The following is a 21,111-nucleotide window of genomic DNA, read 5'->3' as shown; positions in this document are numbered from 1 at the left end:
CCATAAAATAGTAAACGATTATGAGAATACAACGTACCTTATTCTTATCAGTACTTGCTTTGGCGAGTAGCCTCGGCATAGCGCAAACCCACGATTGGGAAAACTTAGCGGTAAGCAGTATCAACACCGAAAAAAGCCATAGCCACTATGAGCCGGCTGGAAAAGTACTCCTCAACGGCAATTGGCAGTTTGCCTACTTCAAGCACCCTTCACAAGTGCCTGCCGATTTCTTTTTGGGCAAAAGCATTACCCAATGGGACGCTATAAAAGTGCCTTCAAATTGGCAACTGCAAAGCAACCGATATGACCCTCCTGTTTTTACCAATATCAAATATCCGTTTGAGATGAACCCTCCTTACACCCCTAAGGAGTACAACCCTACGGGAGTGTATAGAACGCAATTCACTTTGCCCAGCAAATGGAAAGGCGAACAAGTGTTCATTCACTTTGCGGGAGTGCAATCGGCGATGTATTTGTTCATCAATGGCAAGCAAGTGGGCTATCACGAAGATGCAATGCTACCTGCCGAGTTCAACATCACTTCTTACCTAAAAAAAGGCAAAAACGAGCTATATGTAAAAGTCTTGAACTGGTCGGACGGCAGTTATATAGAAGACCAAGATTTTTGGCGACTCAGCGGTATCTATCGCGATGTATACCTATTTGCTACCCCCGAGTTGCGTATGCGTGACTTTTCAGTATATCCTCAGCTCGATGCGCAATACCGCGATGCTACCTTGCAGGTGCAAGTAGAGGTACAGAATTTAGGCGAAAAAGTAAGTGATGCCCTTGTGGTACAAACCACCCTTAAAGACAGCAAAGGCAATGTGATAGGCGCTGAAAAAGCCTCTATTGCGGATATTGCTGCGGGAAAAGAAGCTACCGTTAGTTCCCAAATAGCCGTAAAAAATCCGTTGAAATGGACTGCCGAAACCCCTAACCTCTACAAAGTGGAACTCAGTTTACTCACCGCCAAAGGCAAAGTGTTACAATCGTTTACTCAAAATATAGGGTTCAGGAAAGTTGAACTAAACAACGGATTGCTCCTTGTGAATGGCAAGCCTGTGAAGTTTAAAGGAGTGAACCGCCACGAGTTCGACCCTTATAATGGTCGCACCATCACCCGCCAATCGATGATTGACGATATTATCCTGATGAAAACGCACAACATCAATGCGGTGCGCACCTCTCACTACCCCAATCAGCCTGAGTGGTATACCCTCTGCGACGAATATGGTTTATATGTGGTAGACGAAGCTAATATCGAGAGCCACGGATTGTGGGAGAGTGGCTACTACATAGGCGAACGCCCCGAATGGCAAAAAGATATCGTGGAGCGCAATGTGAATATGGTTGCCCGCGACAAGAACCACCCTTGTATCATCTATTGGTCGATGGGGAATGAATCGGGTTGGGGTAAGAACTTTGATGCAGCTTATGAGGCGATAAAAGCACTCGACCCTCAAAAGCGCCCCGTACACTACGAGTCTAAAAATCCTGCTTATGCAGGGGTGCTCTCGCATTACGATATCATCTCTAATATGTACACCGAGCTCAACCACCTGAACAATCTCTTTACCGAAGACCCAAAACGCCCTGTGATTATTTGCGAATATGCCCATTCTATGGGTAACAGCTTAGGCAACTTCCGCAAGTATTGGGAGCTTTTTGCTACCAATGAGCGCTACCAAGGTGGTTTTACGTGGGACTGGAAAGATCAAGCGTTGCGTTGCAAAGATAAGAACGACAAAGAGTATTGGAACATCATCAATCATATCGACAAGGCGAATGTGAACGACGGATTGGTAAATGCCACAGGCGTTCCTCAACCCGAAATGCACGAACTGAAAAAGGTATATCAGTATTTCAATGTAAAGGATATTGATATCAACACAGGTTTAGTGCTCATCAGCAATAGCAAATACTTTGTAAATAGCGATGAGGTGTATTTGCAATGGGAACTTATCGAAAATGGCAAGCCTATCGCCAATGGGGTAATCAACGACTTGAACATCGCCCCACAAAGCCAAAGAGCCCTACAAATACCTTTCAAAACAAAATTAGTACAAAACGGCAATGAATACTTTATGAACTTCCGTTTTAAGAATAAAAAAGCTACTGCTTGGGCTTCAAAAGATTTTGAAGTAGCCAAAGAACAACTCGCCTTTCCTAACCGTGTTGAGAGAGAACTCACCAAGCCTTCCGATAAAAAACTAACCTTTACTGACGAAGCGACAAACTTCACCGTAAAAGGCGACAATTTTACAGCTGTATTCAGCAAAAAAACGGGCGGTTTAAGTCAATTTACACATAAAGGGAAAAACCTACTTTCAGAAGCGATGGTACCCTCTTTTTGGCGTGTGCCTACCGATAACGATGAAGGTGGTTTTGAACAATCATATGCCTCAGCTTGGCGCAAAGCGGGATTAAAAGAAGCTGTGGTAACAGCTACCGAAATGAAAGCTACGCCCATAGGGGAAACCCAACTGAAAATAGTAGCACACAACCACATTGAAACCAAAGCGGGCAATATCAGCCAACAAGTAACTTACCTCATCAATGGCGACGGGCGTATTGATATCAGCACAAATGTGGAAGTACCTGCCTCTGTGCCTCCTTTGGCAAGAGTGGGAATGCTCCTAACACTCGACAAGAGTTTTAACAAAGTGGAATGGTACGGCAAAGGTCCTTATGAAACTTATGCCGATAGAAAAGAATCGGCTTTTGTGGGTATTCACAGTAGTGCAGTAAAGGATATGTACTTCCCTTATGTGATGCCTTCTGAAAACGGCAACCATATCGATATCCGTTGGCTCAAACTCCTTTCGGGCACTACCGAACTGTACATCAGTGCTCCTAAACTCTTTAATTTCAACGTGCAAGACTATTCCGATGACGCGCTGAACCAATCCAAAGAAACCCAAGAACTGCACCGTGGAGACCACACTTATTTGCACATTGATGAGGCTCAAATGGGTGTAGGAGGTGACGACAGCTGGTCACCACGCGTACATAAAGAGTTTTTGCTCAACCAACCTTATTATCATTACGAATTTAGCATTCAGGTAGGGGGGAAATGAGGAGGCCTTAGGCCTTAGTCCATAGGCACTAGGAAAGCGACGGTCATTATCGTTATATAAAAATCCTCTTAGTTTTGTATAAACACCCCCTTGGCACATACTCCGCTCTCGCGGTACACATACCCAGCTACGCCAGCTTGCTGGCTATCTTCAAAGGGAAAATTAGTGACGGAAAAGAGAAATTAGCAAATGGGAGGGTTGAGGAGTTCGGAAGGAAACGGAGGTTTCCAAAAGGAGAGTGGGAGAGATTTTGGTGAAAAAAGGGTGTAAGATGGGTGGGGTTAGCTTATAGAGAGCTTATAGGAAGCTTATACGAATCTTGGACGATTGGTATAGAAAGGGTATATAAGTGGTTGATTCATAATATAATACAACAGTGCTAAAAATGTTAAAATCGGGGTTTCGAGGCGAAAGAAAAGGAATCTTCACCCCGTCCCTCTCCTTGGGAGAGGGGGATGTAGGGACGGAAAAGGGGAAGAAAAATTAGATAATTAGCAAATTTGGAAATGAGAAAACTACTCTACATAATATGGGTGTTATTTCCTGCGTTGCTCTCAGCGCAGGACTGGGCGTATCTATCCAAAATCACTACCCACAACGGATTGGTGAGCAATGAGGTAACCAGTATGTTGCAGGACTCAAAAGGCTTTATATGGATAGGCACTGATGACGGATTGCACAAGTTCGACGGCTATGATATCACTGTGTATAAGTACAATAGCACCCAGAAGAACAGCCTTGCAGGGAACTCTATCAGGTGTTTGTTTGAAGACAGTCAGCACAACCTTTGGATTGGCTTAAAAGGCGAAGGACTCAGCAAACTGAACCTGCGCACGGGTATCTTCACCACCTACAAACATCAAAAAGGCAGTAAAAGCCTTAGCTATAACGATGTAGCGGGCATAGTAGAGGACGAAGCGGGTATGATTTGGATAGCCGTAGACCGTGGCGGACTGGATATGCTCAACCCCAAAACAGGTGTTTTCACTCATTATGACATTCGAGAAAAAGGTACTTCCAAACCTCTGAACAACGCCCTTACGGGTATGGTGGCTACCAATGGCACGCTCATACTCAGTTCGTGGGGTGGCGGGGTGTATAGCTTTAACCGCAAAGAAAAACAATTTGAGCTACACCCTTACTGGCATACAAACGGCACTGATGAGAAGGTATGCAAGCACATTTTCAACCTCTACAAAGACCCAGAAGGCACTGTTTGGGTATCATCAGCTCACGGTGGTTTGTATAGCTTAAATGAAAAAACGAAAAACTACCAACGTTATGCCGTATGCGACGCGACCCATTGCACGCACAATGTGAACGTGCTTTCGGTAGCCGATGACGGTCAGCACAACATTTGGATAGAGACCAACGAGGGCATCAAACTCCTCAACAAAAACACTCACACCATTACCGACTTGCAAAACCCGCAACTCGCTAATGAAAGTGTGAATCACATCTACCGAGATAAAAGCCAACTGATGTGGGTGAGTACTGCCTCAGGGATTTACTATTTTAGCCCTACCCCTGCCCAATTCAAATGGGTGAGGTACAAGAATTTTCTTTCGGAAAAGCAAGTGCGCGCTATCTTTAAGGACAGCAAAGGCAACCTCTGGATAGGTGGCTTAAACCATATTGATAAACTCAACCCCGACAGAAAGACACTCACCGCTTTTAGCAACCAGTCCTACAACCCTAATACCCAGCTCTATCAGGCTTTTTGTGAAGATGCCGAAGGCAATATTTGGATAGGCAACTACGCCAATTACCTCATTAAGTACAACCCTTCGTCCAACAGTTTTAGTCAAGTACCCATTCCAGTGCCTACCGGTACGAACTACACCTACCGCAACGTCTATCAAATTACCAAAGATTGGGATAATTCCTTTTGGCTTGCTACCGAGTTGGGGGCAATTAACTACCAGCCCGCTACGGGTGTTTTTACCCCGCTATTTGAAAGTAAAAACATCATCTACCCCGAAGATAAAACCCACGTAATTCACCGCGACCAAGACCTCCTTTTGTGGGTAGGTACCGAAAAAGGCTTGCGTTGTTACACCCGCGACCTAAAACTCAAACACACTTATACAGCCCTGAAAAACAACACACACGCCCTGAGCAACGACTTTATTACGGCTATCCACGAGAGCAAGGACGGCACCTTGTGGATAGGCACCAAAGGAGGGCTACACAAGTTCGACAAGAAAACCCAACGCTTTGAACTCATTCGCCGTAAAGGCACCGACTATGGCGACCCTATTTTCGGTTTGGCAGAAGACGATAAGGGCAATCTGTGGATGAGTACCCCTTCGGCAGTACTGAAATACACCCCAAAAAGCCAACAATTTCAAGTGTTCAACGAGTACGACGGATTGCAAAATTCGGGCTTTCAATTAGGAGCTTTTGCACAAGCCAAAGACGGCGAGTTGCTCATTGGAGGAAAAGACGGTTTTAATACTTTCTATCCTCAACAGCTTACCCTTAACCAAACCCAACCCAAAGTAGTAATTTCCGATTTTCAAATATTCAACAAATCGGTACGACCAGAAGAAGGCGGGGTGCTCACCGAGGTAATAGACGAGACCCAAAGCATTCACCTAAAACATTGGCAATCAGTAATATCGTTCCGTTTTTCGGCATTGAACTACCGCGCTTCTTTCAAAAACCAATACGCCTATATGCTCGAAGGTTTCGACAGCGATTGGATTTACGATGCTTCCGAGCGCATCGCTACCTATACAAACCTTAACCCAGGTACTTACATTTTCAAAGTAAAAGCCACTAACAACGACGGGGTGTGGAGCGAAAAACCTACTACGATTAAGATAATAGTAGCCCCTCCGCTTTGGCGAACAACTTGGGCTTATATCCTCTATACCTTGCTGGGGGTGGGCTTGCTCGTGCTTATTGTGAAGTATTACACCATCAAGGAAAGAGACAAGCAGAACCTGCGTATCTCGCAATTGGAAGCCCAGCGTATGTACGAAATCAACGAGATGAAAACCAACTTTTTCTCTAACATCTCTCACGAGTTCAAAACACCGCTTTCACTGATTGTAGGTCCGCTAAACCAAATGGTAGATGATGAGAATTCTCCTAAGCAGCACAAAGAGAAATATACAATGATGTTGCGCAACGCCCAAAAACTGATGCGCCTCATCAACCAATTACTCGATTTTAGAAAGTTAGAAAAGAACAAATTAGAGCTGAATTTACAATACGACGATGTAGTGAAATTTGTAAAAGGAGTGAGCGAAACCTTTGCTTATCTGGCTTTAGAAAAACAAATACAATACACTATCAAGAGTACAATGCCCAGCTTGTGGATGCCTTTTGATGCCGATAAATTAGACAAAATTCTCTACAATCTCATCGGAAATGCCTTCCAATACACCCCTGAAAAAGGTGCAATCACCGTGCTCATTGCTACTGTGGTGCAAAATCAGCAGAAGTTTTTGCAAATCAAGATAGCCGATACAGGCATTGGCATCTCCAAAGAAGAACAAAAACAGCTCTTTACCGCTTTCTTGCAAGGCAAACGCCAAAAAGAAATCCACAACGAGGGGGCTGGCTTAGGGCTCGCCTTCACCAAAGACCTCGTCGACCTACACCAAGGACATATAGAGGTGGAAAGTGAAGAAAAACAAGGGGCTACCTTCACGGTATTGTTGCCTATTTTAGATGTGCCACAACTCCACGACGAGGCGTCTATCACCTTGCAACAGATAGACACTACCCAAGCGGTAAAAGAAATAGCTCCACAAGAAAATGCAACCGACAAGGAAGAGACTATTTTGGTAGTGGAAGACAACGACGATATGCGCGATTATATACAGCACATTCTCAACGAGCATTTCCACGTACTATTGGCACGCGATGGTGAAGAGGGCTTAGAATTGGCTATTACCCATATCCCCGACCTTATCGTATCGGATATTATGATGCCCAAACGCGATGGCATTTCAATGGTAAAAGAACTGCGCGCTAACGAAAAAACAAACCATATTCCTATCATTCTGCTCACCGCCTTAGACAAGGAATCACAAGTGGTAGAGGGCTACAGTTTGGGTGTGGAAGACTATATCACCAAACCTTTTTCGGCTAAAATACTCAGCAAACGCATCGAAAATATACTGCTTTCTCGCAAGAAGCTGTGGGAACAGTACAGCTCTTCATCTGACCTGAATGTGTACCGCGAAAAACTCATCGGGCAACCTTGGAAAAAAGAGTTTGTAGATAAAGTGAACAACATTGTAATGGAACACCTCAGCGACCCTGAGTTTGGTATCGATGCCCTCGCCGATGCCCTAAATATGAGCACTAACCAACTCTTCAAAAAGGTAAAAGCCATTATGAACACCACCCCTTACAACGTGATTGTACAAATACGTATGACCGCCGCTGCCCAACTGATGAAGCAAGGCAATTTGAACATCTCAGAAGTAGCCTATAAGGTGGGTTACCAAGAGCTATCAAATTTCAGTCGCTCGTTTAAGAAGTTCTACAATGTCTCACCGAGAGAGTATTTAAAAGGGGAAAGTGAAAAGTGAAGTGTATAAGCTAATTTGATAAGTTTTCTAAAAGAAAAGATAAGTGGATAAATACTTTATTGCCTTACCTTTGCAACACAAAATGTACCACCAAAAAAGTATTTGTATGTTTTTAAGAAGTTATATATGGCTTTTATTAGTTGGGATTGCCTCCATCACTACCACTGTGAAAGCGCAACCCTATGTATCACCCATTGGTGCACAGGTGTTCATAGAGCCTGGTCAAAGTGATGAGGAGATAAATACTTGGTTCAAACTCCTCAGCGAGCACCAAATGAACTGTTGTCGCATTCGTATGTTTGAGAACTATATGAAGCGCCCCGACGGTACTTGGGATTTCTCGCTGTTCGACAAGGCTTTTAAAGCAGCAGAGCGGTACAATGTGAAGATTGTAGGCACGCTCTTCCCTGCTGCCCCCGACAATTCATTAGGCGGCTTTAAGCACCCTTATTCGCAGGCACATCTACAAGAAATTGCTACCTATATCAAGCAAGTAGTAACCCATTTCAAAACCTCACCTGCCCTCTATGGTTGGGTGCTGATGAACGAACCTGGAACAGGGAGTTGGGTGCCTGACGACGCTTTTGCCAATACCCAAAAAAGTGAATGGCTCAAAACACTACAACCTACTGCCTACAACAGCAAAGGCTACCCACAAATAGTAGATTTTACCCCTCAACAATTCTTGCTACATTACAACACTTGGTACCTGCAATGGATTGCCAACGAGGTAAAAAAATACGACCCTAATGCCTATTTGCACGTCAATTCTCACCAAATATTCAGCAATATTGCCGAATACAACTTCCCCGCTTGGCGCAACTTCCTCAATTCGTTAGGCGCTTCTGCTCACCCCAGTTGGCATTACACAATGTTTCACAGAAATCAGTACGCTACAGCTTTGGGAGCGAATTGCGCTATCATACGTTCGGGAGCAGATGAATTGCCTTTTTGGGTAACCGAATTGCAAGGAGGCAACAACACTTACAGCGGTTATAAAGCCTTCTGTCCTACCAAAGAAGAAATCACCCAATGGCTGTGGACGAGCATTGGCAATGGTGCTGAACACATCTTGTTTTGGTGCTTAAACCCGCGTGCTGTGGGTGATGAAGCAGGCGAATGGGCACTCGTAGATTTCCAAAACCAACCTACCAACCGACTCATAGCTGCCTCCGAAGTTGCCAAAACACTCCGAAAAATCAACAGCAGCAAATTTAAACCCGTAGTAGCCAACATTCACATCCTTTATACCCGCGAAACACTTTGGGTAGAAAAGAAAGCGCAACTAAATGATAATACCAACAATGATTACGAGGGCAGAAACACGGGAGGTGCTATGAAATCGGCGTTTGCAATGTACGAAACCCTACTTGAAAACGGTATCAATAGTCAGTTTCAGTGCTTTGATGAGTTCAATTGGAACAAACCCTCTTACAAAGGCGAAACCATTATTTTATCAGGACAAATAAGCCTCCCATCGCGTTATTGGGAACCCCTGCGCAACTTTGTACGCAATGGTGGCAAACTGATAATGGAAGGACTCAGCGCGTTCTACGACGAAAATATGTTTGCCCTACATCACACAGGATTTCCGCTACAAGATGTATTAGGGGGAGCGCTGAAAGAAGTAAAATGCCTCCCTACCGATTTCAGTGTAAATTACCAAAACGCACCCCTGCCTGCCCACCTTTGGAAAGGAAGCATCTACAATACTCAAGGGAAAATCGTTGCCCAAGAGGGGAATAGTGTGTTGGCAACGCGACATCGCTTTGTGAAGGGAGAGACCTTTTGGTTTCCATCGCTATTGGGGTTGGGCGCTTTGCGAAGTGACAAAGGGGAAGCGCTTTCGCGTTTGCTACTCGCCGAAGCGCAAGCTACAGTGCCTTTTCAGTTTGAAACTTACCAAAAAGGAGTGCAAATGTATACAATGCAAAAAGGCAATCAATACCTTACGATCCTCATCAACAAACGCCCACAAGCTACCACAGTGGCATTGCGTTGCCCCAAAGGAGTAAATCCTTCGGTCGTTTTTGCGGATAAGGGAGGAAGTGCAACAGCCAACACCGCACGCCTATCCTCTGAAGAGACCTTAGTAATTCTTTGGAAATAGATACAAATTAATATTGATGTTTTTTCCTAAAAAAGCTGTACGAGTATAGTTACATCGTACAGCTTTTTTGTTATTCGATGTAAAAAAGTGTAGCTTATGCTACAGAAATCTTACAAATCTTAAAAAAATCAAACAAATGGATAGCTTTGATATTTTAAATGTCTCGCACAGATTTCACGAATTACACGGATTTGACACAGATAAATCTCTATTATTATCAGTTGTGATGCGCACGGATTGGTAGCTTTGCTACTGGAGATTCACACAGATTGTAATACAAATATAATTGTAAATCAATATTGTATATATCGAACTGACGTTATTCAAGATTTTCTTTGATATCGATAAGCATTTGCTTTACACGCTCTAACTTTGTAACCACATCAAGGTTTGTAAGAGGTTTCTGCTTGTCTTCTTTAAGACGCTGACGCGCCCCTTCAAGGGTGTAGCCTTGTTCTTTTACCAAATGATAGATGAGCTGGAGTTTCTTAACATCGTCGGGAGAGAATTTCCTGCTTCCCGAACTCGTCTTTCTCGGGCTGATAATAGAAAATTCCTTTTCCCAAAAGCGAATAAGAGAAGCATTCACATTGAAAGCCTTGGCTATTTCTCCTATGGTGTAATATAGTTTATCGGGTAATACAATATCCATTTCTCTAAGAAATTATCAGTTATCAGTTACATTCACACAGCCCCAGCCGTCGTATTCTCCTTCAAAAGAAGAAGCGAGCTCTATCAGTTCCCATACGATATTATTGATATCTAACGGACTATCCTCACGTGTGGCTTCGACGGTGTAAGGAAAAGTATGACCTTCGGATTTTCGTTCCTCTACTGTTTTCTCATCACTCAAACGCACTTTATAGCCTTTTTCGGCTACTTTCTCGGCAAAACCTTGTTGTTGTGCCTCACTTTTGAAGTAGATAAAATGGTCGATTTCACGAGGCACTTCCATCTTATCTCCTTTCTTCTCAAGTTGCATTAGCACTTTTCTGTTCTGCATCGTTTGATAAGAAAACTCATCAGGATAAAGAAAGTCGAAATAATCTTCCCATTGGGCATCTTCAGCGGTATTATATCCCGATTTATACCCCTCAAAAGCTTGTAACGCTTCTTCGCAAGTCTGTGCTAAAACTTCCGCATTATTACAGTAAAACCAAAGCTCTAAAAAGCCTTCGGATTTTACCACACCTGCCAATACTGCTCCTGTGGCTTCGGCTTTCTCGTTTATGGCATCTTCTATATCACAGAGGATAGGATACTCCTCCTTTGAAGGAAATCCATCAGGAGTAGGATTTTTCATTTTTATATAAAACTGTAAACGTTGCGATAAGCCCTCGAGAGGAGCAAGCTCAAACAAGGCTAAATTGGTGCGTATAGAAGCTGGGACGCCTTCGATATGGCACATAAAGAAGTCCCAATTCTGGGGAAGATTATGGTGAGTCATATGGGTTTAATTAACAAAATACTATTTCCAATCATCTTAGTCAAGCGATTGATTTTCTTGGGTAGAAACGTGTAGCATCTCGGTGTATTCGCTCGGGGTAAGGTTGCCATAATAGAAGTGTATCGGGTTGATGTGTTCGCCGTTCTTTATCACTTCGTAGTGCAGGTGTGGAGCTTCCGAGCGACCGGTACTTCCTACCCTTCCTATGAGGTCGCCACGCTTGACGTGTTGCCCTGCACGCACGTTGTAAGCCGAAAGGTGTCCGTAGAGAGTTACATAGCCATAACCGTGGTCGATGCGAATGTGGTTACCATAACCTGAGGCATTGCTGTCGGCACGTGCTACTACACCATCGCCCGCAGCATATACAGGAGTGCCTTGGGGTGCAGTGAAGTCCATACCATAATGGAACTTACGCGCTTTGGTAAAAGGGTCGATACGCCAACCATATCCCGATGCCATATGCTTTAAATCTTTATTATTAATAGGCTGAATGGCAGGAATAGAAGACAGGAATTTTTCCTTTGCCTTAGAAAGTTTAGCAATCTCATCTAACGATTTCGACTGTACGACCAACTGTTTTCGCAATATGTCTAAGCGTTTGTTTGTATTGGCAACAAGTTTGGAGTTTCCGTATTTTTCGAGGTTTTTATAGCGGTTAGGGTCTTTGAGGCTTTTGCGAACACTATCGGGGATAATAGGAGCATTGAAGTAAAGGCGGTACATATTATTATCGCGTTCTTCAAGGTCGGCAAGCACATCTTCCGCCAATTCCATCTTTTTGTTCAGGATTTGGTAGTTGGTTTCATAGGTTTTAATCTCGCGTGCTAATACCACCTCGCGGGGGGTGAAAAACAAGCGCGAGTTAATCATTATAAAAGAGAATAAAATCCCGAAGAGTGCAGCAGCTGTAAGAAAAATCAAAGCATTGCGCACCTTTGTACGCTTTCGGGAGAGGATGCGTTTATACGAGAGCGTATCGGGGTCGTAATAATATTTTACCTTTTTCATACGGGCAAAAGTATAAAAAAAATATGATATTTGCTGTTTTATGACAAAAAAAATGTAATTTTGCAGTGAATAGGCCATAGGCAGTAGCCCATAGGCCATAGTGTTAATTATCAATTGTTAATTGATTTTATGGGGTTTTCAGAAATTATATTCATACTTTTTATGGTTTTAATCCTTTTTGGAGCTGATAAGCTCCCAAGTATTGCGCGTGGTTTAGGAAAGGCAATGCGCCAATTGCGCGATGCTACCGATGAGATTAAAACCGAAATACAACGCGGTGCCGAAAAGGCAGGTGTAGATACTAAAATCGTAGAAGAGACTCAAAAAGAAATTGAAAAAATGAAAGAAGATTTTAAGGGTTAGAAGTTTTTTTTGAGTTTTTTAGAAAATCTCTAAGAGATATAAGGCGTGAGATGAAACTTTTATAATATAAACAATAGACTCCTACAAACTCAATATTTGTGGAATTTCTCACAATATAAGGATAAGATACTATAAAAGCCCTTTTTATTAGAAATTAAGAAAGGGCTTTTATAATAATCAATAAATAACTTTAATTTTTACCAATAGCAACAAACTCAGCATCATCAAAAGCTATAGCTTCACCTAAAGGACGCCATTTATTAAGTTCTTCCTTTTCTTCTGTTCTTTTAGCTTCTAAAAGGTCATAAGCATCTTTTCCTAATACGAGTCTCAAAGGAGGTTCCTTATCATTGATAGCTTTGATAATAACCTTTGCTGCTTTCTCTGGATCTCCTTGTTGTTTTCCATCACTTCCGTAAAGATAATTGCGCAGAGGTACAATAGTATCGTCATAATCAACAATATGATTTTCAGGGCGTAAATTACCTGCTCCAGCAAAATGAGTCCTAAGAGCTCCTGGTTCTACTATTGTTACTCTGATACCTAAAGGTTTTACTTCGTGGTAAAGTGCTTCAGAAAAGCCCTCTAAAGCATATTTTGCAGCTCCATAAAGTGAAAATCCACCAATATTTACGCGTCCTCCAATACTTGATACATTTACAATATTACCACTTTTTTGTCGGCGCATTATAGGTAATACCAAACGAGTAAGCTCAATAGTTGCAAAGAAATTGATTTCCATTTGAGCACGTATTTGCTGACTTGAAAATTCTTCCAAAGCTCCTAAATCGCCTCTTCCTGCACAATTTACTAACACATCTATTCTACTAAATTTAGCTATAGCTGTTTGTATTGCCTCTTGTCTTTCTTTTTCATTAGTAATTTCTAATGAGACAACCAATGTGTTTTCTCTAAAAGTATTTACTAAATCAGTTACTTTTTCTGGATTGCGAACAGCAAGTACTGCTACATTGCCTTCTTTCAAAGTTTGCAAAGCAATTGCTTTACCTAAACCACTGCTTGCTCCTGTTATAAAATACACTTTTTTCATTCTGTAATTAAATTATAATTTTAATAATGAAGCAAAGATATAAATTAGATTTCTCTTAGCAAGTTAAAGCAATGTTAAAATTCTGTTGAAGTTAAATTTGATATGGTTTTAATGCTTTTTGGGGCTGATAAGCTCCCAAGTATTGCGCGGGGTTTAGGAAAGGCAATGCGCCAACTGCGCGATGCTACCGATGAGATTAAAACTGAAATACAACGCGGTGCTGAAAAGGCAGGTGTAGATACTAAAATTGTAGAAGAGACTCAAAAAGAAATTGAAAAAATGAAAGACTCAATAGGGAAATTGGGAAATTAGATGTAAGGCCACAGGCCACAGGCACTAGGAAAGCGACGCAAAAGCGATAGGTAGGGAAGATTTTTGTTAATCAGATAGGGTGTTCACATTTAGAAGCCTACCTCCGTTCCTCACATACTCTGCTCTCGCAGACTTTCCGAAGAGAAGGGGACAAGCCACAAAAGCGACTTTTTGAGTAAAAAATCTTATACTTCTTATTATTATAGATTTTATTCTCAAGATATAGGTTGTTGTTTTGAACTTCTAAAATATTGGATTTCTTTAAAAACATCGTCATTGCTTGTAACCATACCGAGATTTCCTTGCTCTTTTGAGAGCGCAATAGCTTTGAGGTCTTCAGGGTGCGAGCCGCACGGGCAATAAACTTTGCCAAAGGTGCGAGCCGCACAGGCAACTTTGGCAAAGTATAGCGACGCAAATTAGCTAATGAGCAAATTGCAACCTCTGATATCGGCGTTGTCGAAGCGTCCTAATACTTCAAAAGTACTATCGGGGTGTAGCTTTCCTAAATCTTGAGTAGCAATAAAACTACACGACTCTCTATTAGCCAAATCGATGATATTAAGTCCGCCAGTTTTGCCAGTAGGCAAATAGCTCAGCGCATCATTCGTATCGCGTATAAGGACTTTGAGCCAAGGTACACACTTATAAATTCCCTTACCAGCAGAATAGGCTTGCGAGAGCAGTTCGGTCATTCCGTATTCGGAGTGAATCATTTCGACACCAAAGCCTTTGCAGAGGAGCGCGTGCAATTCTTCGCGCACGAGTTCTTTACGACGACCTTTCATACCACCTGTTTCCATTACAATCGTATTTTTTAAAGAGAAAGTATGCTCGGTTATAAGGTCGAGTAACGCAAAGGATACCCCTATGAGCAGTACTTTCTTGCCCGAAGCATCAAGGGTTTGCAAACGCTCAGCTAAGCGGTCGTATTCGTTGAGATAAAAACCACTGTACTCACTACCTGAGCGCTCAATAAGGTCGGCTACCATAGTGATGAGGGAAGAGCCGGTGCGTTCTAAATACGAGGGAAGAAGAGCTAAAACTACATAATCTTCAACGTTGCCATAGAAATGTTCAAAGCCTTTACGAAAGCTTTGTTCATACAAGCTAAGGTCTTTCACATAGTGTCGGGAGGTTTGTGCGCCTGTTGTACCACTGCTGGTGAATATCTGCTGAGGTGTGGTGTGACCGCAGTACACTTTTTCAGTTTTAAAACATTCGATAGGAAGAAAAGGTATTTTTTCGAGTGTGTTTACCTCATTAGGAAGGCAGTTCAATAGGGTACAAAAGCGATGGTATACCTCGTTGTTTTCGTATTGATAACGAAAAGTATCCAAGGCAACAGCTGTAAAATCTATGTTTGCTGATAGTTGAATTTTGTCGTTCGTTAAAATGAAGTATCGCTTGGGCTATAGAAATTAATCAAAAAAATTAAGTTTTTGCCTCATTGATAGACTTTACCAAAGGCTTAGCACTTTGACAAAGTGTATATCGCAAATTTTATTGATTATTCAATTTATATTTATCAACTGTGCTTAATTAAGGCAAAAGTCCTTTTAGGAGACCGAAAGAAGGGTTTAGCAAGATGGTGTTTAAAATGATGACAAGGACTACAAGCACAATTTTCACCCAAGAGGAGTACTGTTTTTTGGGAGATGCTAAGAAAGTGTCGTACTCTTTACGGGTTTTTACGGTAGCGATTTTCTGTTCGAAATAAATATCTATCAAAGAGGGCAAATCCTTTACGGTACGAGCTTTTGAGGAGGCGCTATTTTTTTGTGAGGTTTTCTTTTTAGCTTGTTTTTTGGGTTCTTCGGTTTTCTTTTGTCCTTTTAACTCGGCGGCGAGGTCGGCATCGTAGTCTTTACGACTTTCGGGGTCGGAAAGGACTGCGTAAGCTTCTTGTAGGCTTTTAAATTTTTCGGCAAAGAAATCGTCGCCCTGATGTTTATCGGGGTGATAGGCTTTTGCGAGCTTTTTGTAGGCGTCGCGTATTTGGTCGTCAGAAGCCTTTTGGCTAACTCCTAATATTTCGTAGTAATCCTTTAACATTATAATCTTGGTTTTTGAGAGGTGTTATCGTGGCTTTCCCAGCCGATGAGTTTGTTATTTTGGAATGTGAGGGTAAGGGTTTTGTAGTGCCAACGTTCGGTAGTAGAGCCTTTGAATCCTGCACTTTGGACTTCTAACGGTTTACCGAGCGCCATTTTCACCAAAAAGTCGGGCATACCTTCGGTATATACACCTTTTTCGACAGAACTTGTGGTGGGCTCACCGTATTCACTTTTGATGAGTTCCATAATTCTGTCTTTGGTATCTTCTTCGTCTACCAAAGCATTTTGCCATTTTTGGCGTTTTTCTTCAATGGATTTTTCTCTTTTTAAGTTGGTAGTTCCCTGCATTACAAGTATATAAATGAGGTAGGCTACGCTTATTGTGAGAATAGAATAATATATCATTGTATGCTTATTTTATTATATAATTCTTCACTGAGGGTGCAAAACTACAAAAACAATTTTTAATATACAAATTGGGAAATTAGAAAATTAAATGTGAGGCCTCAGGCCATAGGCCACAGGCACTAGGAATGGCGACGAAAAAGCGATAGATGTGAGGCTTTAGGCCATAGGCAGGGGGAAAATTGGGAAATTAGAAAATTAGGAAATTGGGAAATTAAATGTGAGGCCTCAGACCATAGGCCACAGGCACTAGGAATGGTGACGAAAAAGCGATTAGGTAAGGGGAAATTAGAAAAATAAAATAGGGATTTTCAAAAAGAAAAATATACTATGATATAGGTACCTTATACGAACCTTGAACGAATCTTGGAAGATTGGTATAGGATAAAAGGTGCTTTTTCGAAAGGTGGGAATCTATAAAAAGATGATTTTATGGTAATATATTCTGCTTTATTGGTAGATGAGTAGAATATATTTCCTATGTGGCTGGTAGCAACTCTGAAAGTCAAAAAAATATTCAGAAGGGGGTTGCTGGTTGGTAATTATTTTGTATCTTTGCTTGAATTAAAAAAAAGAGGTTGAAAAAGGGGTAGAACGACTTTTTTGTATTAAAAACTGATAACCTTGGAGGAAGGAGCAAAGAGAATATGATATTTAAGTTTAAGCAATTTAGCGTAAAGCAAGCACAAAGTGCGATGAAGATAGGCACTGATGGAGTGCTATTGGGGGCGTGGACGCCTATTGAGAATCCTAAAAGTATACTGGATATTGGGGCGGGGACGGGCTTATTGTCGCTAATGTTAGCTCAACGCTCTGACGCTCCTGTGATTGATGCCGTGGAAATAGACGAAAAAGCCTATATAGAATGCACGGAGAACTTCGAAGAGAGCCAATGGGGCGACCGCTTGTTTTGCTATCACGCTTCGTTTCAGGAATTTGCTTTGGAGATAGATGAAGTGTACGACCTTATCATCTCTAATCCGCCTTTCTATACCGCTGATTATAAAACAGCTGAAAAAGCGCGCAACACGGCTCGGTTTACTGATACGCTTTCGTTTTCGGAGCTCTTAGAAGGGGTAAGCCAATTACTGACGGACGAGGGTGTTTTTAGTGTTATTTTGCCTTATAGTGAAACCAAAGGGTTTATCGCTCTTGCGTCGGGTTATGGTCTTTTTCCTCAGAAAATCACTCATACGCGAGGCAATGCTACGGCTGAACTAAAACGGAGTATGCTACTACTGAGTAGAAAAGAGCTCTCCTCCTACCCTATCGATGTACTTATTATTGAGAAGGAACGCGGGGTTTATACTGAGGCGTACAAGTCGCTCACAAAGGATTTTTATTTAAATTTAGGAAATAGAAATTAGGGTCGAGCTATAAGGAGATAAGCTAACTATTAAATAGAAATCATTAACAATCAATATTTCTTATTTGCTCCTATCTTTTACTTTTGACCTACTTTGACCGAAAGTAAGGCAAAATAAGGTGTTAGAAAACTGAATATCAACAGAGAAAAGAGGTTCTAAGAAATACTGAAGAAAAATGTTGAAAATGTAAAATGATTAAAAAAAACTGCAAAATTAGTATATTACTGAATTAGGCAATTCGGTTAATTTTTCTTATCTTTGCTCTCTAAATAATAAACTCTAAAATGCTTAAATTCATTGCCTTTTTCGTCTCTTGCTTTACCTTTGCCCAACCTACTATTAAGGATATGATTGCCAAAGACTCCCTGCTCTATGCCGTCACAACCGACGGTAAAATCAAGTGCTGGAATCTTTCTACCGAAAAGAAAAAAACTGTAACTCATAATTCAAGATTTACTTTTACGGCAATCGGTTCGGACAAACAACAAAACGTAGTAGTAGGCACGAACAACGGTAAACTCTTCACCCTTTCTGATAAAGGCTTGCAATTACTGCACGCAATGCAAAAGCCTTATACTATAGAACATATTGTTTTCAATTCGCAAAACGAACCTTATCTCATTATCCGCAATGCGCTCTACGCACCACTTACCCATACTTATTGGACAGCCTTTCCGCAGCAGACCACTGTAGGTATTAGGATAGAAAAGCGCGCAAAAGAGTTCTTTCGCTTTCCTTCTTGCGTGTTCGTTGATGCGCACGACGTGATTTGGATGACCAATTTTTATGGTGAATTTGGCGGTAGCTTCCAATTGTTCGATAGCAAGGAACGCAAACCTCTTAACCGCTCTATCGAAAACCTTGAGCTAGGATTGTTTTTTCCACAGAGCATTTTCAGTGATGGCAAAACCGATGCCGTGTATATTGCTTCAGGTTTACAACATCTCATCAATTCGGGCGATATTTTTAAGATAGACAATTACACTGCCGAGAAAATACTCAATGATGATGATTTTGACCTAAACAACCGTCTTTTTATAAGAGCTTCCACCATTGACCCTGTGACCCAAACGCTCTATATTGCCACCCAAAAGGGTATTTACAAAACCTCTTTATCTGAAAGCGGAAAAATAGCCAACTTAGAACTGCTCTGCGAACCTAAGCTTCGCTGGGAGAGAGAGCCCTTGGCTATGGGTGCTAAAATGGCGATAAAGAAGTTGTTACTTGTGAGAGGCAAATTACTGTTCCTCACCTCCCAAAATGGGATAGGGGTTTTCGAGAACGGAAATATCAGCTACTTGAAGTAAAAGATTGTCTATTATTTATTATCTTTGCAACAAAATAATCACACTATGATAGTACCCATAGGAAAATTCAGCCTTTCCCTTACGGGGGAAAACAGCCACACCGTAAATATATCCGCTGGACAAGGGGGCTTTAGCATTGCTCCTAAAAAGATGGGCGAAAAAGCTGATGCCTACGTTGATGCCGATACGCCTATACAATGGACGGCTTTTAACGGTTTGGAAATACCCGCAGGAGGTAACTGGCCTCGCGGTTTCTATTACATAGGCAACGATAGTAGTTTTATAGAATGGTCAAAACGACACGAGATTGAAAATTTTGTTTGGAAGTTACTCGCTCCTGCTTCAGTAGATTTTACTAATGCTCAAATAAGACACTTATCTGTGCATAACAACGGATTCGAGTTTTCTATCAAGCTCGATAATACATACTTGCGAAGTGTTGTTCTTGGGGGGAATCCGGATAAGATAACAATAGAAAGCGCTATGGGGGTAAAGAATATTACTTTTGGTATTGAGACTGATAAGAAGAGTAATGAGCCTGTCGTTCTGCCTCACTTTCCTGCTTTGAAAGACATCGAGAGGATTGAAATAAGTATGCCTATAATAGGGCAAGCGTTTGACTGCGGGAGTCTGTTACAGTTCAAACAGCTTAAAAGTGTAACTTTATGGGGAAGCCTTTGCAACTTTGAGGCTTTGGCACAGATGCCCCAGCTTACTGCTATAGGGGTGCGCTACTGCCCTGATATGACGGGCTTCCCACCGCTGAGCACGTGGAAAGATCTCAATTATTTTATTGTTTGGAATGCCGAAGAACTCACGGGCAAGCGCCTGAAAGAAGAGCTGAAAGAGGTAAACAAGACTCATAGTTTTGAGTATGCTTCGGTATCGCAGTTGCGCAAGAAAACGTGGTTTGCCACCGAGTACAATATTCCATTTACTAATTGGGAAGGCAAAAACGGACGTGAAGCGATGAAAGCCTACAAAGCTGCGCTCAAAGCTATTAAAAAGGCTAAAGATGAAAAAGAGGCTAAAGGGTTTTTAGTAACGCTTATGCAGGTGATAAACAACCTGCCTAACATCGAAACTGAAGAACGTGCCGATACCGCTGAAGCTCTACAGCAGTTGGCTGCCTGCGCTCCTTTTGCTATTGAAGAAGAGAAGGTGCAAGAGTGGTTTGAGGAGTATATAGATTAGGAAAGAAGCTAGAAAGACCTTCAGAAGAAACCTTTTTGTTAATTGATAAAAGTTTTATATTTTTGCCTCAAAAAATACAGAATATTATGACTTATACTCTTACTATTACCAGTGATAGCCCAATGGCGATGAGCTTTATAAAGTACGCAAAAAGTCTTGACTTTGTAAAGGTTACCAAAACAAAAGAGGCTAAAAAAGTAATACCCGCAACAACTGAAGAAGTTGAAGAAGACGAGTACGGTATTCCAATTAAATACCGTGAAAAAATTATGGCAATGTCTAAAGAATCTAATAAAAACATTGCACGCCGTTGGGACGAAGACCTTGCAAAATTAGAAGAAAAACAAGCTATATGATAGTAATTTCGGACACCAACATTATTTATAGCTGTTTCTATAAACCAAAAGGAGTTATAGCTACCATATTGAGTGATAAAAAGAAAACAATTCAGTTTACCGCCCCTGATTATCTTTTAGATGAGGTAGAAGAGCACTTGCCTGAAATTATGAAAGACAATCATTTGTCTAAACAACAAGCAAATGCCCTTCTCAAAGAATTTATACAGAATATTACTTTTTTCAAAGTTAAAGATATTCCAAAGGAATATATAAACAAAGCTAAAGATATAGCACAATCAATAGACCCTGATGACTATCCTTTTATTGCACTTCACCTTGAGAAAGGACATAAAATCTGGACTTGCGACTTAAAACTATCGAATGGTTTAAAAGAAAAGGGATACGATATTTGTGTAACAACCAAAGACCTCAAAGCTAAACGCTACAAGAAGAGAACTTAAAACAACAATAGCTTCATATCACAAACAAAACTTGCCGTGCTACGACTGCTACGCTAAG

Annotated in this window: 17 protein-coding genes; 10 read left to right on the top strand and 7 right to left on the bottom strand. The window is 41.5% G+C overall.

The window, feature by feature from the left end; translation table 11 throughout:
* Positions 1-20: 20 nt before the first annotated feature.
* From HMPREF1528_RS01900 to HMPREF1528_RS01890, 3 genes are all read left to right on the top strand, one after another.
* Entirely contained in the window at positions 21-3,080 is a 3,060-nt protein-coding gene (locus HMPREF1528_RS01900; RefSeq protein ID WP_016478412.1) for a glycoside hydrolase family 2 TIM barrel-domain containing protein, read from the top strand.
* 506 nt (positions 3,081-3,586) lie between these two features.
* Positions 3,587-7,630 (top strand): hybrid sensor histidine kinase/response regulator transcription factor, encoded by a 4,044-nt coding sequence (locus tag HMPREF1528_RS01895; RefSeq protein WP_016478411.1) that lies wholly within the window; start codon positions 3,587-3,589, stop codon positions 7,628-7,630.
* Positions 7,631-7,673: 43 nt separating this feature from the next.
* Positions 7,674-9,740: a beta-galactosidase gene (locus HMPREF1528_RS01890; RefSeq protein WP_016478410.1), complete on the top strand. Its 2,067-nt coding sequence runs from the start codon at positions 7,674-7,676 to the stop codon at positions 9,738-9,740.
* A gap of 319 nt (positions 9,741-10,059) precedes the next feature.
* On the opposite strand, the gene HMPREF1528_RS01885 is transcribed toward HMPREF1528_RS01890, so the two are convergent.
* From HMPREF1528_RS01885 to HMPREF1528_RS01875, 3 genes are read right to left on the bottom strand one after another with little or no spacing between them, the layout of a single operon-like run.
* Entirely contained in the window at positions 10,060-10,392 is a 333-nt protein-coding gene (locus HMPREF1528_RS01885) for a MerR family transcriptional regulator (RefSeq protein ID WP_009411004.1), read from the bottom strand.
* 15 nt (positions 10,393-10,407) lie between these two features.
* Positions 10,408-11,187, bottom strand: a complete 780-nt coding sequence (locus tag HMPREF1528_RS01880; protein ID WP_016478408.1) for a DUF695 domain-containing protein — start codon at positions 11,185-11,187, stop codon at positions 10,408-10,410.
* A gap of 36 nt (positions 11,188-11,223) precedes the next feature.
* Positions 11,224-12,198, bottom strand: a complete 975-nt coding sequence (locus HMPREF1528_RS01875; protein ID WP_002675822.1) for a M23 family metallopeptidase — start codon at positions 12,196-12,198, stop codon at positions 11,224-11,226.
* A 129-nt stretch (positions 12,199-12,327) separates the two neighbouring features.
* Between HMPREF1528_RS01875 and HMPREF1528_RS01870 the strand changes: the two genes are divergently transcribed.
* On the top strand, positions 12,328-12,561 hold the full coding sequence (locus tag HMPREF1528_RS01870; RefSeq protein WP_015782219.1) for a twin-arginine translocase TatA/TatE family subunit: 234 nt from the start codon (positions 12,328-12,330) through the stop codon (positions 12,559-12,561).
* Positions 12,562-12,751: 190 nt separating this feature from the next.
* Here HMPREF1528_RS01870 and HMPREF1528_RS01865 read toward each other — a convergent pair whose 3' ends face one another.
* A complete protein-coding gene (locus HMPREF1528_RS01865; RefSeq protein WP_009421835.1) occupies positions 12,752-13,612 on the bottom strand; it encodes an oxidoreductase in 861 nt (286 codons plus the stop codon).
* Between the two features lie 102 nt (positions 13,613-13,714).
* Between HMPREF1528_RS01865 and HMPREF1528_RS01860 the strand changes: the two genes are divergently transcribed.
* On the top strand, positions 13,715-13,924 hold the full coding sequence (locus HMPREF1528_RS01860) for a twin-arginine translocase TatA/TatE family subunit (RefSeq protein ID WP_016478407.1): 210 nt from the start codon (positions 13,715-13,717) through the stop codon (positions 13,922-13,924).
* A gap of 419 nt (positions 13,925-14,343) precedes the next feature.
* Here HMPREF1528_RS01860 and HMPREF1528_RS01855 read toward each other — a convergent pair whose 3' ends face one another.
* The 3 genes from HMPREF1528_RS01855 to HMPREF1528_RS01845 all read right to left on the bottom strand — a co-directional run bounded on the left by HMPREF1528_RS01855 (position 14,344) and on the right by HMPREF1528_RS01845 (position 16,386).
* The gene (locus HMPREF1528_RS01855) at positions 14,344-15,264 is read right to left on the bottom strand and encodes a hypothetical protein (RefSeq protein ID WP_016478406.1); all 921 of its coding nucleotides are present in this window, start codon (positions 15,262-15,264) and stop codon (positions 14,344-14,346) included.
* Between the two features lie 202 nt (positions 15,265-15,466).
* Complete coding sequence (locus HMPREF1528_RS01850; protein WP_016478405.1) at positions 15,467-15,979, bottom strand: J domain-containing protein; 513 nt, start codon at positions 15,977-15,979, stop codon at positions 15,467-15,469.
* Positions 15,979-16,386 (bottom strand): hypothetical protein, encoded by a 408-nt coding sequence (locus tag HMPREF1528_RS01845; RefSeq protein WP_016478404.1) that lies wholly within the window; start codon positions 16,384-16,386, stop codon positions 15,979-15,981. Before HMPREF1528_RS01845 ends, HMPREF1528_RS01850 begins: the two co-directional genes overlap by 1 nt.
* A gap of 647 nt (positions 16,387-17,033) precedes the next feature.
* On the opposite strand from HMPREF1528_RS01845, the gene HMPREF1528_RS01840 reads away from it, so the two are divergent.
* The 5 genes from HMPREF1528_RS01840 (at position 17,034) to HMPREF1528_RS01820 (ending at position 21,053) form a co-directional block, all read left to right on the top strand.
* Positions 17,034-17,753 carry a tRNA1(Val) (adenine(37)-N6)-methyltransferase gene (locus tag HMPREF1528_RS01840; RefSeq protein WP_016478403.1) on the top strand — a complete coding sequence of 240 codons (720 nt, stop codon included), beginning with the start codon at positions 17,034-17,036 and terminating at the stop codon, positions 17,751-17,753.
* 284 nt (positions 17,754-18,037) lie between these two features.
* Entirely contained in the window at positions 18,038-19,060 is a 1,023-nt protein-coding gene (locus HMPREF1528_RS01835; protein WP_016478402.1) for a hypothetical protein, read from the top strand.
* 45 nt (positions 19,061-19,105) lie between these two features.
* The gene (locus HMPREF1528_RS01830) at positions 19,106-20,254 is read left to right on the top strand and encodes a hypothetical protein (RefSeq protein WP_016478401.1); all 1,149 of its coding nucleotides are present in this window, start codon (positions 19,106-19,108) and stop codon (positions 20,252-20,254) included.
* An 86-nt stretch (positions 20,255-20,340) separates the two neighbouring features.
* Positions 20,341-20,610 (top strand): hypothetical protein, encoded by a 270-nt coding sequence (locus HMPREF1528_RS01825; RefSeq protein ID WP_016478400.1) that lies wholly within the window; start codon positions 20,341-20,343, stop codon positions 20,608-20,610.
* Positions 20,607-21,053 carry a PIN domain-containing protein gene (locus HMPREF1528_RS01820; RefSeq protein WP_016478399.1) on the top strand — a complete coding sequence of 149 codons (447 nt, stop codon included), beginning with the start codon at positions 20,607-20,609 and terminating at the stop codon, positions 21,051-21,053. Before HMPREF1528_RS01825 ends, HMPREF1528_RS01820 begins: the two co-directional genes overlap by 4 nt.
* The last annotated feature ends 58 nt before the right edge of the window (positions 21,054-21,111 follow it).

Origin of the sequence: Capnocytophaga sp. oral taxon 336 str. F0502 (assembly GCF_000411575.1) — a bacterium.
Taxonomy (GTDB): domain Bacteria; phylum Bacteroidota; class Bacteroidia; order Flavobacteriales; family Flavobacteriaceae; genus Capnocytophaga; species Capnocytophaga ochracea.
Note: the sequence above shows the minus strand (reverse complement) of the source record. Positions and strands in the feature narration are given on the sequence as shown.